17 protein-coding genes are annotated in these 14431 nt (G+C 62.1%); 11 read left to right on the plus strand and 6 right to left on the minus strand.

Annotated features, from left to right (window positions below):
- Positions 1–314: 314 nt before the first annotated feature.
- Positions 315–527: a cold-shock protein gene (locus AC0L14_RS19045; RefSeq protein WP_006202521.1), complete on the plus strand. Its 213-nt coding sequence runs from the start codon at positions 315–317 to the stop codon at positions 525–527.
- A gap of 215 nt (positions 528–742) precedes the next feature.
- Positions 743–1159: a BA14K family protein gene (locus AC0L14_RS19050; protein ID WP_123148558.1), complete on the plus strand. Its 417-nt coding sequence runs from the start codon at positions 743–745 to the stop codon at positions 1157–1159.
- A gap of 116 nt (positions 1160–1275) precedes the next feature.
- Here AC0L14_RS19050 and AC0L14_RS19055 read toward each other — a convergent pair whose 3' ends face one another.
- The 3 genes from AC0L14_RS19055 to AC0L14_RS19065 all read right to left on the minus strand — a co-directional run bounded on the left by AC0L14_RS19055 (position 1276) and on the right by AC0L14_RS19065 (position 3395).
- Positions 1276–1917, minus strand: a complete 642-nt coding sequence (locus AC0L14_RS19055; RefSeq protein ID WP_473551508.1) for an MBL fold metallo-hydrolase — start codon at positions 1915–1917, stop codon at positions 1276–1278.
- Positions 1918–2038: 121 nt separating this feature from the next.
- Entirely contained in the window at positions 2039–2356 is a 318-nt protein-coding gene (locus AC0L14_RS19060) for a hypothetical protein (RefSeq protein WP_473750385.1), read from the minus strand.
- 145 nt (positions 2357–2501) lie between these two features.
- Entirely contained in the window at positions 2502–3395 is an 894-nt protein-coding gene (locus AC0L14_RS19065) for a branched-chain amino acid aminotransferase (protein ID WP_029349987.1), read from the minus strand.
- Positions 3396–3643: 248 nt separating this feature from the next.
- Between AC0L14_RS19065 and AC0L14_RS19070 the strand changes: the two genes are divergently transcribed.
- From AC0L14_RS19070 to AC0L14_RS19085, 4 genes are all read left to right on the plus strand, one after another.
- Positions 3644–4177: a MarR family winged helix-turn-helix transcriptional regulator gene (locus AC0L14_RS19070; RefSeq protein ID WP_031255243.1), complete on the plus strand. Its 534-nt coding sequence runs from the start codon at positions 3644–3646 to the stop codon at positions 4175–4177.
- Complete coding sequence (locus tag AC0L14_RS19075; RefSeq protein WP_095491594.1) at positions 4164–4883, plus strand: response regulator; 720 nt, start codon at positions 4164–4166, stop codon at positions 4881–4883. Before AC0L14_RS19070 ends, AC0L14_RS19075 begins: the two co-directional genes overlap by 14 nt.
- 51 nt (positions 4884–4934) lie before the next feature.
- Positions 4935–6347 carry an ATP-binding protein gene (locus AC0L14_RS19080; RefSeq protein ID WP_473750386.1) on the plus strand — a complete coding sequence of 471 codons (1413 nt, stop codon included), beginning with the start codon at positions 4935–4937 and terminating at the stop codon, positions 6345–6347.
- 269 nt (positions 6348–6616) lie between these two features.
- On the plus strand, positions 6617–7702 hold the full coding sequence (locus tag AC0L14_RS19085; RefSeq protein ID WP_473750388.1) for a glycosyltransferase family 4 protein: 1086 nt from the start codon (positions 6617–6619) through the stop codon (positions 7700–7702).
- 188 nt (positions 7703–7890) lie between these two features.
- On the opposite strand, the gene AC0L14_RS19090 is transcribed toward AC0L14_RS19085, so the two are convergent.
- The 3 genes from AC0L14_RS19090 to AC0L14_RS19100 form a co-directional block, all read right to left on the minus strand.
- Complete coding sequence (locus tag AC0L14_RS19090; RefSeq protein WP_473551500.1) at positions 7891–8250, minus strand: tRNA-binding protein; 360 nt, start codon at positions 8248–8250, stop codon at positions 7891–7893.
- A gap of 12 nt (positions 8251–8262) precedes the next feature.
- Entirely contained in the window at positions 8263–8763 is a 501-nt protein-coding gene (locus tag AC0L14_RS19095) for a type III secretion system chaperone family protein (protein ID WP_006202532.1), read from the minus strand.
- 419 nt (positions 8764–9182) lie between these two features.
- Complete coding sequence (locus AC0L14_RS19100) at positions 9183–9485, minus strand: accessory factor UbiK family protein (RefSeq protein ID WP_287057281.1); 303 nt, start codon at positions 9483–9485, stop codon at positions 9183–9185.
- 131 nt (positions 9486–9616) lie between these two features.
- On the opposite strand from AC0L14_RS19100, the gene lgt reads away from it, so the two are divergent.
- From lgt to AC0L14_RS19125, 5 genes are all read left to right on the plus strand, one after another.
- Positions 9617–10492 (plus strand): prolipoprotein diacylglyceryl transferase, encoded by an 876-nt coding sequence (gene lgt / locus AC0L14_RS19105; RefSeq protein WP_473750389.1) that lies wholly within the window; start codon positions 9617–9619, stop codon positions 10490–10492.
- A 72-nt stretch (positions 10493–10564) separates the two neighbouring features.
- Positions 10565–11653 (plus strand): class I SAM-dependent methyltransferase, encoded by a 1089-nt coding sequence (locus tag AC0L14_RS19110; RefSeq protein ID WP_473750390.1) that lies wholly within the window; start codon positions 10565–10567, stop codon positions 11651–11653.
- 133 nt (positions 11654–11786) lie between these two features.
- Positions 11787–12581, plus strand: a complete 795-nt coding sequence (gene pgeF / locus AC0L14_RS19115; protein WP_473750391.1) for a peptidoglycan editing factor PgeF — start codon at positions 11787–11789, stop codon at positions 12579–12581.
- Positions 12581–13732 (plus strand): M24 family metallopeptidase, encoded by a 1152-nt coding sequence (locus AC0L14_RS19120; RefSeq protein ID WP_473750392.1) that lies wholly within the window; start codon positions 12581–12583, stop codon positions 13730–13732. The genes pgeF and AC0L14_RS19120 overlap by 1 nt, the downstream gene beginning before the upstream one ends.
- Positions 13733–13785: 53 nt before the next feature.
- A complete protein-coding gene (locus tag AC0L14_RS19125; protein WP_473750393.1) occupies positions 13786–14403 on the plus strand; it encodes a hypothetical protein in 618 nt (205 codons plus the stop codon).
- Positions 14404–14431: the final 28 nt, after the last annotated feature.

The raw sequence follows: 14431 nt of genomic DNA on the forward strand, positions 1-14431 counted from the left end.
CGCCGGCGCGCCCGACCGCTGGGGCACGGCACCTATGGCGGTCAAGCGGCGCGCGGACTGAAGCGGCGGCGCGCACGTCCGCGCGGACGTGCCAGGAATGTGCCCGAGGCCCTTCAGAGGCCTTGAACCGGCTTTCAGGGCCGGACCCGAGTTTTCGAAGGCGCGGCGGTTTTCGTCGCGCCTTTTTCGTGGCGTGGCGGCAAGCCAGGGCTCGCAAAACTTTCTCTTGCCGATGACGCTAAAATAAACGACAAATTTCCACTCGGGCATTTGCCGGCCCGAGACTGGACTTGATGGGATCAAAGGAGCTTCCCATGCCGCAGACCGGCACCGTCAAATTCTTCAATCATGCCAAAGGCTTCGGCTTCATCACGCCGGATGATGGGGCGAAGGATGTCTTCGTCCATATTTCGGCCGTGCAGGCGTCGGGCCTTCCCGGTCTTGAGGATGGGCAGAAGGTAACATTCGACACCGAGCCGGACAAGCGCGGCAAGGGTCCGAAAGCCGTCAACCTGTCGATCGGCTGAGCCGAGTTCGAGACAGCGTCGGACGGTCCCGTGGCGCAGGTCCACTCCTTGTTGAGCGTACGATATCTGTGCCTTGCGCCATGCCGTCGATGAATATCGGCTGGCCCCAGCCCGTCAATTTCGTTCAGCCCCCGTTCAGCCACGGTCGCCTAATTGCTTCGGTAAAGCCGGACCGCATCCCCCAAATTACCCGGGCCGGCATGAAGGAGACCGACATGAACCGAATTTTCAAGACCGCCGTCCTGTCCGCCGCGATTGCTGCGACCATGCTCGCGACCTTGCCAGCGGCCAGCGCTGGTGACTGGCGCCACCGGCACCATCATCGTGGCAATGGCGATGCGATCGCGGCAGGCGTCCTTGGCCTCGCGGCCGGCGCCCTGATCGTTGGTGCGCTCAACAACCCGCAGCCCAGCTATTACGACCCCGGCTACGACGATTATGGTCGTTATCCACGCCCCGCCCCGGTGCGCCGCTACTACGCGGAACCGCGGGTCGTCTACAATGACGGCTACGCAGAGCCATGGACCCGTGGCTGGTATGAATATTGTTCGGATCGCTATCGCTCTTTCAACGCCCGCACCGGCACGTTCATCGGCTATGACGGCGAACAGCATTTCTGCACCGCGAACTGAGGCTTTCCTGCCCCCAAAAAAAGCGCTGTCCGCAAGGCCAGCGCTTTTTTTGTTGTCCGTATGCAAAGGGAAGAGATTGAAGCGCGTCGCTTGAGGCACCCCAGACGCGACGCGCTTTAAATCAGGAATGGATTGCTCCGGCGCTCCTCGCCGAAGCGGCCGCCGGGACCATGGCCGCAGATGAAGCCGATGTCGTCGCCGAGCGGCAAAAGCTTGTCCTTGATCGAGGCGATCAGCGCGGCATGGTCGCCGCCCGGCAGGTCGGTGCGCCCGACCGAGCCGCGGAACAACACGTCGCCGACATGGGCGAACTTCGCAGCACGATTGTAGTATACGACATGGCCGGGCGCGTGGCCCGGGCAATGAAAGACCTCGAACGCGTGCTGGCCGAACGAGACGGTATCGCCTTCGCTGAGAAAGCGGTCGGGCACGCAGTTGCGCACCGGATCGGCGATGCCGTAGTGTTTCGCCTGGTTCTCGAGATTGGCAAGCAACGGACGGTCGGCCTCATGCGGGCCGATGATCTCGATGCCGAGCGCCTCCTTCAGTTCCATGGCGCCGCCGGCATGGTCGATATGACCATGCGTGATCCAGATCGCGCCCGCGTTGATCGCATTATCCTTGAGCACTGCCAGCACCTTGTCGATGTCGCCGCCCGGATCGACGACAACGCCTTGTCTGTCGTCCATATCGAAGAGGATGGTGCAGTTTTGCTGGAACGCCGTGACCGGCACGATACCGGCATTGAGCTGACCCATGATCGTCCTTTCGCTGTGTCGGCCCCTGATGTAGAGACACATGTAAACGGCGTCCACCGCTGCCACGACACAAAAATGGGCGGCCGAAGCCGCCCATGCGAAAAGCCCGAAACCGCCAGGCTTACTTCTTCATCGCATTCATGACCGCGCCGATGATGGCCGTCAGAATGGCGCCACCACCGGCACCGCCGACGATGTTCTGCACATTCAGCGCGCTGCCCAATCCGCTCGTTGCGCCTGCGGCTGCAGCCGGATCGATCGTACCACCGCCGAGCAGGCTGCCGAGGATGGCCGCACCGCCGACGCCGCCAAGCGCGCCGCCCAGGATTTTGGTAAGCTGCCCCATTGCCGCTGTCTTGAGCGCCGCGCCCACCGCCTGGCCACCGATGATACCCGTAATCACCTGAACAATGATCGGAAGAAGCGTGTTCATGTCCATATTACCAGTCCCTCCATAGCTGCCAGCCTCCCGGGCCGACAGCATCATGAGACGCCGAATTGGACGAAAGTCAAATGCAGAAGTGCTTAAATAAAAAGGGCGGCCCGAAAACCGCCCCTACTTATTAAAAAAGCTGTGACTTTCGTTATTCTGCGGCGATCGCATGCTTGGGTTGAACGGCCGCAGAATAGTCGTTCATCAGAGTCTTGGCGATTTCACCCACCTCGAATCGGTATGGACCGATCTCTGAAACGGGCGTCACCTCGGCCGCCGTTCCGGTGAGGAAGCACTGCTGGAAGCCTTCGAGCTCTTCCGGCATGATGGTGCGCTCGATCACCTCGAAGCCGCGATCCTTGGCAAGGCCGATCACCGTACGGCGGGTGATCCCGTCGAGGAAGCAATCGGGGGTGGGTGTGTGGATCTTGCCATCCTTGACGAAGAAGATATTGGCGCCGGTCGCTTCCGCAACCTGGCCGCGCCAGTCGAGCATCATGGCGTCGGCATAGCCTTTGGCTTCGGCGGCATGCTTGGACATGGTGCAGATCATGTAGAGGCCGGCAGCCTTCGATTTCGACGGCGCGGTGCGCGGATCGGGGCGGCGCCATTCGGCCAGATCGAGACGGATGCCCTTCAGCTTCTGTGCCGGATCGAAATAGCTCGGCCACTGCCAGATGGCGATGGCGCAGTTGATCCTGCTGTTTTGCGCCGAAACGCCCATTTGTTCGCTGCCGCGCCAGGCGATCGGCCGGACATAGGCATCCTGGAAACCCTGCTTTTTCAACAGCGTGCGGCAGGCGTCGTCGATCTCGGCAACCGAATAGGGAATCTTGAAGCCGAGGAGGCGTGCCGATTCGTGCAGGCGCTCGCTGTGGTCAGTCAGCTTGAAAATCTCGCCGCCATAGGCGCGCTCGCCCTCGAACACCGCGCTGGCGTAGTGCAGGCCATGGGTCAGCACGTGGATCTTGGCGTCGGCCCATTTGACGAACTCGCCGTTCATCCAGATAAAGCCGTCCATTTGGTCAAAGGGAACGGATGCCATGGTAACCTCCCGCGGGCGGCCGCCCGCACATTATTGTGTCGTTGCGTGTTTCATGTCAGCCGCACCGGGCGGCCGGTATCTCGAAGCGTAGGCGGATATATAAGGTCTGGCAAACACAGGAAGTTCCGGAAAAACGGCTTTCCCTTGCCTTTTCGTTCGCAATCCGCCGAAAAGCTTGTCAAAAATTACCATTGCCGGGAAATTACGTCAATAGTACTGACATAATTTCCCTTTCGCACGGAGAAAAGATGACGGATCGCAGCCACCCAGCCGGAAAACCGATCAGGACGGCGATCACCGACGAGGACGGCATCGACTTTGCCATCATCGAATTGTTCTTCTTCGCCTATCGCGATTTTACCTCCGATCCGGACCAGATCCTGTCCGACTACGGCTTCGGCCGCGCCCATCACCGGGTTCTGCATTTCGTCAATCGCAGGCCGGGCCTGACGGTCGCCGAACTCCTCGACGTGCTGAAGATCACCAAGCAGAGCCTGGCGCGCGTGCTCAAGCAACTGATCGACACCGACCACATCGTCCAGTTGCAGGGTCCGCGCGACCGCCGCCAGCGCGAGCTCTATCCGACAGCCAAGGGCCGCGCCCTGGCACTGGCGCTGGCACGGCCACAGTCACGCCGCATCCATGCTGCATTGGAAGATTCCGGAGCCACCGAACGCGCCTTGATCGAGCGCTTCCTGGAAGCGATGGTCAATCCGGAACTAAGGGCGCAGATCGACATTGTGCCCGCAAAAACGTCAGGGAAAAGCCATGGAGACCATTGAAAGGGTTGATCGACCGGCAGCACCGGACGACGACGCGCCGCATCTGCTGGTGATTGATGACGATACCCGTATCCGCAATCTTCTCAAACAATATCTGACCGAAAACGGCTTTCGCGTCACCGTTGCCGGAAATTCCGGCGAAGCGCGGCGCAAGCTCGCCGGCCTCGATTTCGACCTGCTCGTGCTCGATATCATGATGCCGGGCGAAACCGGCGTCGATCTCGCCAAGGCGCTGCGGGCAAGCAAGAACGTGCCGATCCTGATGCTTACCGCGCTCTCCGAGACCGACAGCCGGATTACCGGGCTCGAGGCCGGCGCCGACGACTATCTGCCGAAGCCTTTCGATCCCCGCGAATTGATTCTGCGCATCAACAACATCCTGCGCCGCGGCGGTCCGGCGACGACGCCCAAGGTCGAGCAACTGGTCTTCGGCCCCTACACGTTCCAGATCGCCAGGCGGGAGCTCAAGCGCGGCGGCGAGGCTCTGAAGCTGACCGACCGCGAGCAGGAGATCCTGGCGATCTTCGCGGCGCGGGCCGGCGAAACGATACCGCGCCATGAACTTGTCGGCGACGAGTCCGAAGTCGGCGAGCGCACCATCGACGTCCAGATCAACAGGCTGCGCCGCAAGATCGAGCGCGATCCGTCCAATCCGGTCTGGCTGCAGACCGTGCGCGGTATTGGGTATCGGCTCAGCGTGGAATAGACTGACGCCCACAGCCCGTGTTGAGTGGCTGAAGATGAGCAAAAAGGGCGAATGGCGACCACACAACTGGAACGGCCGGGAGATCGCGGCTTGAGCGCTCGCGCCACGCGGGCGCTCAAGGCGGTGCCGCTTGCCTGGAAACGGTTCTGGCGCCTCGTTTCGCTTTACATGCCGAAGCGGCTCTATGCCCGCTCGCTGATCATCGTCATCGCGCCGATGATCCTGCTGCAATCGGTCCTCGCCTTTGTCTTCATGGAACGCCACTGGCAGACCGTGACGCAGCGCCTGTCGCAGGCCACAGTCCGTGACATTGCCGCCATCGTCGACCTGGTCGAAACCTATCCGAACGACGCCGACTACGCCAACATCATCCGCATCGCACAGGACCGCATGCAGCTGAAGATCGACTTGCTTCCGCCCGATCCGCTGCCGGCGCCCGGTCCAAAGCCGTTCTTCTCGATCCTCGACGAAATTCTCTCGTCCGAGATCACCCATCAGATCAACCGTCCGTTCTGGATCGATACGGTCGGCAATTCCAATATCATCGAGGTCCGCGTCCAGCTCGAAGGCAAGGTGCTGCGCGCCTTCGTGCGCCGCAGCCAGGCCTATGCCTCGAACACGCATATTTTCCTGATCTGGATGGTCGGCACCTCGCTGGTGCTGCTGATGATCGCCATCCCGTTCCTGCGCAACCAGATCCGGCCGATCCTGACGCTGGCCGAGGCCGCCGAAAGTTTCGGAAAGGGCCGGCCGATGCCGCTCGATTTTCGTCCGCGCGGTGCCGAGGAGGTTCGCCGCGCCGGCTTTGCTTTCATCCAGATGCGCGAACGCATCGAACGCCAACTCGAACAGCGCACCGCCATGCTGAGCGGCGTCAGTCACGATTTGAGGACCATTCTCACCCGCTTCAAGCTGCAGCTTGCGCTGACCGGAACCAAGGCCGACACCGAGGCGCTTGGCCAGGACATCGATGACATGCAGTCCATGCTGGAAGGCTATCTTGCCTTTGCCCGCGGCGAGGCAACGGAAGACGCCGGCCGTTTCAATCTTGAAGCCTATTTCGACAAGCTCGGCGAGGAGGCCACGCTGCGCAAGCGCAAACTGTCGACCGCGCTCGCCGGTGATCCAAATGTGCATGTGCGGCCCCACGCTTTTGCCCGGCTGTTATCCAATGTCGTAGGCAACGCCTTCCGTTATGCCAAGACGGTTGAGATCATCGCCAACCACGGCCGCGGCTCGCTGCTCGTCACCATCGACGACGACGGTCCGGGCATTCCACCCGAAAAGCGCGAGGAGGTGTTCAAGCCTTTCGTGCGGCTTGACGAGGCCCGCAACCTCGACGCCAGCGGCACCGGCCTTGGCCTTGCCATCGCACGCGACATTGCCCGCAGCCATGGCGGCGACATCATGCTGGACAAGAGCCCGCTCGGCGGCTTGCGCGCCGTCATCAAGGTTCCGGCCTGATTAGAGCGACGTGCGTCCAATTGGACGCACAAAGTACGCTCTAAACACTCTAAACACTTTGAACCTACGCATCGTGCTTTCCGAAAATCGAATTCGATTTTCGGGCCGATGGGCTGCTTTCCGGTGGTTGTAGACGGCCATCGGCTATGCCTTCATCGGCCCGTCATGAAACCATGCTGAAGAGCGCGCATGAAGCGCGTGATCCTGATTGATTCGGCCTCGCGGCCTCGCATCAAGGAAACCGACGACCTTTCAAGCAAAGGGCTGCTATGCGCATCCTGATGGTCACCGACGCCTGGCGCCCGCAAGTCAACGGCGTCGTCCACACGCTGGAACGGCTTTCGGAAACCCTGAAATCCCTCGACGTCGAGACGGACTTCCTGACCCCGAACATCTTTCGCACCTTGCCCCTGCCGACCTATCCGGACATCCGGCTGGCGCTGACGACGCCAGGCCACATCGCGCGCCTGATCGAAGTGCGCAACGCCGATCATATCCATATCGTCACCGAAGGCCCGCTCGGCATCATGGCGCGGCGGTATTGCCGCAAGGCAGGCCGGCCGTTCACGACAAGCTATCACACGCGCTTTCCGGAATATCTGAGCGCGCGGCTGCCTATACCTGAAGCCTGGGCCTATCGCTGGCTTCGCGATTTCCACAATTCCGGACAAGGCACGCTGGTTGCCACCCAGTCGCTGGCGGACGATCTGTCGGCGCGCGGCTTCACCAAGCTGAGACCATGGACGCGCGGCGTCGACACCGACCATTTCCGGCCGGACAAGAAGAAGGATCTGGGACTCCAGCGACCGATCTTCCTCTGTGCCGGCCGCGTCGCGATCGAAAAGAACCTGGCCGCCTTCCTCGATCTGGATTTGCCCGGCAGCAAGGTGATCGTCGGCGAGGGGCCGGAGTTGGCCAGGCTCAAGGCCAGATACCCCGATGCCCATTTCCTTGGCCACCGCCCGAACGACGAACTGGCCGAAATCTACGCCTCGGCCGATGTCTTCGTCTTCCCCAGCCGCACCGACACGTTCGGCAATGTCATCATTGAGGCGCTGGCCAGCGGCACGCCGGTCGCAGCCTATCCGGTGACCGGACCGATCGACATTGTCGGCGACGGCGTTGGCGGAGCGGTGTCGAACGATTTGCGTGAGGCCGCGCTCGCCGCGCTCCAAGTCGATCGCGCCGAGGCGCGCCAACGGGCGATGCGCTATAGCTGGAAAGCCTGCGCGGAAATGTTTCTGGAAACGGTTGGAGAGGCGCTGGGCACCCAGCGAAAACTGACACCAACTTTCGTCATCCACGGGCGAAGCGGCGGCGAAGCCGACGCGCAGACCCGAGGATCCATTCCGTGACCTGCGAGCGGCCCCTTCGGTGAAGAACTTGTTGGGTTGAGGCGGCGGCGAGCCGCACTTGCTCCACAGGAGCGGCCAAGGAAAGAACAACGCGATTCTGGACCGTCCTATTCTTCGACCACTGCTACGGCATGGATCCTCGGGTCTGCGCGTCCGCTTCGCTCCCGCTCCGCCCGTGAATGACGAAGCTAGAACAACCTGCCGCCGTCAGGCACCTTGCGTTCGATGGCGCCGAGGACGACAGCACCCTCCTCGTCGGGAAAGCCAAGCGTCAGCACTTCCGACATAAAGGGTCCGATCTGCCGCGGCGGAAAATTGACCACCGCGAACACCTGCCGGCCGATCAGCGTTTCCGGCGCATAATATTTGGTGATCTGCGCCGATGATTTCTTCACCCCGATGTCAGGGCCGAAATCGATCTTCAGCTTGATCGACGGCTTGCGCGCCTCGGGAAACGGTTCGGCCTCGACGATGGTGCCGGCGCGGATATCGACACGGTCGAAATCGGCGAAGCTGATCTCGGGCTTGCGCTGGCTGCTCGAACTCATTGAGGATCTGGCTCAGGCGTTTCCGTAGGTCTCGAACAGGACGCCGGCCAGCGCATCCTTGGCCGAGGTTCCCGACCAGACGACGAACTGGAACGCCTGGAAATAGCATTCACAGGCTTCCAGCGCAGACGACAACAGCACCTCGACCTGCTGGCTCGACGGCTCGACCCCGCCGGCTAGCAGCAGCGACTGGCGGAACATGATCGCGCCCTCCTGCTCCCAGAGGTCGAAATGGCCGAACAGCATCTGCTCGTTGATCAGCGAAAGCAGCCGCATCACTTCGAGCGCGCGCGCCTCCGGCACCTTGATATCGAAAGCGCAGGCCAGATGCAGCGCCTCGAAATCCTCCATCCAGGAAAATGAGACGTGGTAGTCGGTCCAGCTTCCGGCAACCGAAATCGAAATCTCGTCGTCGCCGGCCCGTTCGAAGGACCAGTCGTTGTTGTGCGCCACTTGCTCGATAACATCCACCGGATGGATTTCGCGCGAGAATTCGAGTTCGAGAAGTTCCATGGAATGCTTCCTGTCGTTCCTTCGCATCGGCCCGAAAATCCGTTCGATTTTCGGAAAGCACGATGCGAACGTTCAAAGTTCTAGAGCGTACTTTGTGCGTCCAAGTGGACGCACGTCGCTCTAGTGAGCGCCACACGCGCCGCGGGGCACACACAACGAACAATCGTGTCTAGAACTCGGACGGCCGGGACTTCGTCAACGCAAAGACCCCAGACCGGACCCCACCGCCCGGCGCATGACCCTGCTCCGAATCATGCAACAAATTCAGTCTATTGATCGGGAGTCGCGTGACCAGCCCAATTTTTCGCACTGCGTCATTCGCATGTGGAAAGCCGCTGTCACAAAGATTCACGCAATGCCGGTAAGCGATTCACGACAAAGCGCTTTTTGCGATTGTGCTTTGTGGAAAAGTTTAACGATTATTTTTTTGGTCTCGGCTTTGCCGCAGCGGCAGGTGCGGCCTGTCCGGTCAATTCGGCGAGCTTTGCCTCAAGCGTCTCGATGCGGGCAGCAAGACGGGTGTTTTCTTCCCTGGCCTTGACAGCCATATCGCGGGCGGCTTCGAATTCTTCGCGCTGCACCAGGTCCATCGAGTTGAGAACGCGCTCGGCCTGCCCCTTGAAGGCGGTTTCCACCTCGCGGCGCACGCCTTGCGCGGCACCCGCAGCATCGGTCATCAGCTTGGCGAATTCATCGAGAATGCGGTTCGGTCCGGTCGACATGGCAAATCCTCGCTTGCTCGATTTGACGTAGTGGCGCGCGACGCGGAATGCAAGCATCCAGGTCGCCTTGACCCCGTCAAAACCCTGCCGCATGGTCCGCGCCCGAACGTGATCGCAACCGGGAGATCCTGTTGAGCGAGTATCTTATGCTGCCGCTGGCCGCCCTGCCCTTCCCTAACATCGACCCGGTCATCGTCCAGATCGGGCCGCTGGCGGTGCACTGGTATGGCGTCGGCTACATCGTCGGCATTCTCTTTGCCTGGTGGTATGCCAAGCGGCTCGTCACCAACGCGAGGCTCTGGCCCGACGGCACCGTGCCAATGAAGCCCGAGGGTCTCGACGACTTCATCGTCTGGGCGGCCATCGGTGTGGTGCTTGGCGGGCGCACCGGCTACGTGCTGTTCTACGACCTGCCGCGCTACATCGCCCATCCGCTCGATATCCTTGCCGTCTGGCAGGGCGGCATGTCGTTCCATGGCGGGCTGCTCGGCGTCATTCTCGCCATGACGCTGTTTTCCTGGTCGCGCGGCATCCGCACATGGTCGCTGTTCGATGTGGTGGCGGCCGGCGTGCCGGTCGGCCTTGGCCTCGTCCGCATGGCGAATTTCATCAACTCCGAACTCTGGGGCAGGCCGACCGACGTGCCATGGGCGGTCGAATTCCCCAATGGCGGGCCCTTTGCGCGCCATCCGAGCCAGATCTACGAGGCGCTGCTCGAAGGCCTGGTGCTGTTCCTGGTCCTGCGCTTCCTCACCCATTCCAGGCTCAAGCTGAAGACGCCGCGCTTCGTCGGCGGCGCCTTCATCGCCGGCTACGGTCTCTCGCGCATCTTTGTCGAATTCTTCCGCGAGCCCGATCAGCAGCTCGGCTACCTCCTCGGCACCGGCTGGCTGACGATGGGCATGGTGCTGTCACTGCCGATGCTGCTGGCCGGCATCTGGGCGATGGCGACGGCCACCAAATCGGTCCAAAAACCGGCATCGATTTTGGGAAAGCACGATGCGTAGAATCAAAACGCCAGGGCGTACTTTCCAGATGGACGCACGTCGCTCTAGACCAGTGACGCAATCGCAGCCGGTATGACACGGCTGAAAACCCGCATCGTCGAGCTGATCGGTGCGGCGGGGCCGATTCCCGTCAACCACTATATGGCGCTTTGCCTGTTCGATCCGCGGGACGGCTACTATACGACGCGCGAGCCGTTCGGGGCTGCCGGCGACTTCGTCACCGCACCGGAGATCAGCCAGATGTTCGGCGAGCTGATCGCCGTCTGGCTCTACGAAGCCTGGCTGGCGACCGGCCGGCCGATGCCGGTTACCATCGCCGAGATCGGCCCTGGCCGCGGCACGCTGATGAAGGACATGCTGCGCACGCTTTCGCGGCTCGATCCGGCGCTGACCGCCGGGGCGTCATTCGCCATGATCGAGACCAGCCCGCGACTGGCCGATGTCCAGAAGCAAACGCTTGCCGCCACGCCGGCCACAATCGGCTGGCACGAAAGCATCGACACCTTGCCGCAGACTCCGCTTTTCGTCGTCGGCAACGAATTGTTCGACGCGGTGCCGATCCGCCAGTTCGTCCGCGCCGGAACAGGCTGGCGCGAACGGATGATCGGCCTCGATAGCGCCGACGAATTGCGCTTCTTCGCCGGCGCCAGCTCGGTCGATCCAACGTTGTTGCCGAACGATGCCGAAAACGCCCCACAGGGCGCGATCGTCGAGGTCGCGCCGGCCCGAGCCGCGCTGATGGCGACCATCGCCGAGCGATTGGCCGGGCTCGGTGGCGCCGGCCTGTTCCTCGACTATGGCTATCTCCGACCAGGGATCGGCGACACGTTGCAGGCCTTGCGCAAGCACCATCACGAAGATGTGCTGGCCAATCCGGGCGAAGCCGATCTCACTGCCCATGTCGATTTCGCCGCCCTTGCCGCAATTGTGCGGGCACACGGCCTCGATGCCCATCTCTCCACGCAAGGCGAATTCCTGGTGGAAATGGGCCTTCTCGAACGCGCCGGCCAGCTCGGCGCCAATGCCGATGAGGCGGCTCGTGAAAGGATTGCAGGCGAGGTCGAACGCCTCGCCGGCCCGCAAGCCATGGGCGACCTCTTCAAGGTGCTTGCCGTCCTGCCTGCCGGCATCGCCGTTCCACCCTTTGCAACAGCGGATTGACTTTTCGCTGCCGCCTCTCCCACTCTCCCAATTTCAGACCGTCGCCGATCTTTGGACTGTAGCCCATCTTGGACTGTCGCCGAATTTTGGACTGTCGCTTGACGAAATCGCCCACACGGACAACAACGCCGCCATGCTGAATCAGACCAAACCGGATCCCGTTCGGTCGCCCTTGCTGGAAAAGGCGCGGGCGCAAGGCATTCGCCACGGCTATTTCACCCGAGTCGGCGGCGTCTCCAGCGGCATCTATCGGGGCCTCAACATCGGCACCGGCTCAAGCGACGACCAGACGCAGGTAGCCGAGAACCGCCGCCGCGTCGCCGATTGGATGGGCGTGCCGTCAAGCCATCTCTTGACCGCCCATCAAATCCATTCGCCCGACGTCGTCATCGCCAGGGAGCCTTTTCCCGGCGAGCGGCCGAAGGCCGACGCCGTCGTCACCGACCGGCCGGGCATCGCCGTCGGCGCCTCGACCGCCGATTGCGGACCGGTGCTGTTCGCCGATGCCGAGGCGCGTATCATCGGCGCAGCCCATGCCGGTTGGAAGGGCGCCTTGTCAGGCGTGCTGGAAAACACCATTGCGGCGATGGAAGGCCTCGGCGCCCGGCGCGAGCGCATCGTTGCGGTTCTCGGTCCTTCCATCGGCCCAGAAAACTACGAAGTAGGACCGGAATTCGTCGCCCGCTTCGTCGAGGCCGACGCCGGCAACATCCGCTATTTCGCGCCTTCCGCGAAAACAGGGCACGCGATGTTCGACCTCAACCTCTATACGGTCGATCGGCTGACCCGGGCCGGCGTGATCGCCGACGGACTCGGCCGCTGCACCTACGCCGAGGAGGATCTGTTCTATTCCTACCGGCGCACCACGCATCGCAAGGAGCCGGATTACGGGCGGCAGATTTCGGCAATCGTTTTGGAGACAGAATAATGGCGCTGCATTTCGAACGGTCGGAATTTGACGCGCGGCGCGATCGGCTGATGATCGAGATCGCCGAGAAGAAGCTCGATGCCGTCCTGCTGTTTGCGCAGGAGAGCATGTACTGGCTGACCGGCTACGATACGTTCGGCTTCTGCTTCTTCCAGTGCCTGGTGGTGAAGGCAGACGGTTCGATGATCCTGGTCACCCGCTCGGCCGATCTGCGCCAGGCGCGCCACACCTCGATCATCGACAACATCGTGCTGTGGACCGATCGCGACGGCGCCAATCCGGCGATCGACCTGCGCAATTTGCTCAACGACCTCGACCTGCTCGGCGCCCGCATCGGCGTCGAATACGACACCCACGGCCTGACCGCCTACAATGGCCGGCGCCTGGACGAGCAATTGCAGACCTTTGGCCAGATCGCCGATGCTTCCGGCATCATCAACCGGCTGCGCCTGTTCAAGAGCCCGGCCGAAATCGCCAAGGCGGAAAAGGCCGCTGCCCTCGCCGACGACGCGCTGGACGCGGCCCTGCCGCTGATCAAGCAGGGTGGCGACGAAGCCTTGATCCTTGCCGCCATGCAGGGCGCGATCTTTGCCGGCGGCGGCGATTATCCGGCCAACGAGTTCATCATCGGCTCTGGCGTGGACGCGCTGCTTTGCCGTTACAAGGCCGGCCGTCGCAAGCTGAGCAAGAACGACCAGCTGACGCTCGAATGGGCCGGCGTCTTCCACCACTACCATGCGGCGATGATGCGCACGGTGCTGACCGGCAAGGTGTCGAAACGTCACCAGGAACTGTTCGATGCAGCGCGCGCCGCACTTCTGGCGGTTGAAAAGGCGATGACGCCCGGAAATACCTTCGGCGATGTGTTCGACGCGCATGCCCGCACGCTCGAAGCGCACAACTTGACCAAACACCGGCTCAACGCCTGCGGCTATTCGCTCGGCGCCCGCTTCACCCCATCATGGATGGACATGCCGATGTTCTATCAGGGCAATCCGGAACCCATTGCGCCAAACATGACGCTGTTCGCCCACATGATCATCATGGACTCCGAAACCGAGACGGCAATGACGCTCGGCCGCACCTATCTGACGACTGAATCGCAGCCGAAACCGCTGTCCCGCCATGATCTCGACTTGATTGTGCAATGAATCCATAATGGTACGGATGCAAAGGGCGTTCTTCGCCAGGGAGTTTTGAGGGAATGAGGCGATCGCACGTGACGACCGTGTCATTGCTCGCGGCGCTGACGCTGGCCGCCTGCACTAACGCGAAGGACGTTCTCGAACCCTCGGCCATCGCCCCGCAGTCGCCAACGGCCGGAACCGGCACGGCTGCAACGCCCACCACACCTGCAACGACCGCGCAGTCTTCCGCAGCAACAGAGTATTCCGCCCCTGCGCAGCCTGCAACCACGACCGCGCCGCCCGCAAAGAGCGCCGCCGTCATCGCACGAGCCCGACTGCAGGTAGCGCCGATCGTCGGCGCCTCGGTGGAAGCCGCGACACCGCTGACCGCGGCGCTTCAAACGCGAGCCAAGCAGCGCGGCATCACCTTGGCAGGCAGCGCCGGCCAGACCCCGACGCATGTGCTGAAAGGCTATTTCTCAACGATGTCGGAAGGCAAGGATACCACCGTCATCTATGTCTGGGACGTCTATGACCCTGCAGGCAACCGGCTGCATCGCATCAACGGTCAGCAGAAGGCGCCCTCGGTCAATGATGGCGAAGGCTGGGCTGCTGTCGCGCCGGAGACCATGCAGGCAATCGCCGACCAGACGATCGACCAGTTCGCCACATGGCTTGGCGGCCAAGCGGGCTGATAGGCGGGCTGACATATTGCCGGCTTCC

The sequence above is a fragment of the Mesorhizobium sp. WSM4841 genome (genome assembly GCF_055811515.1).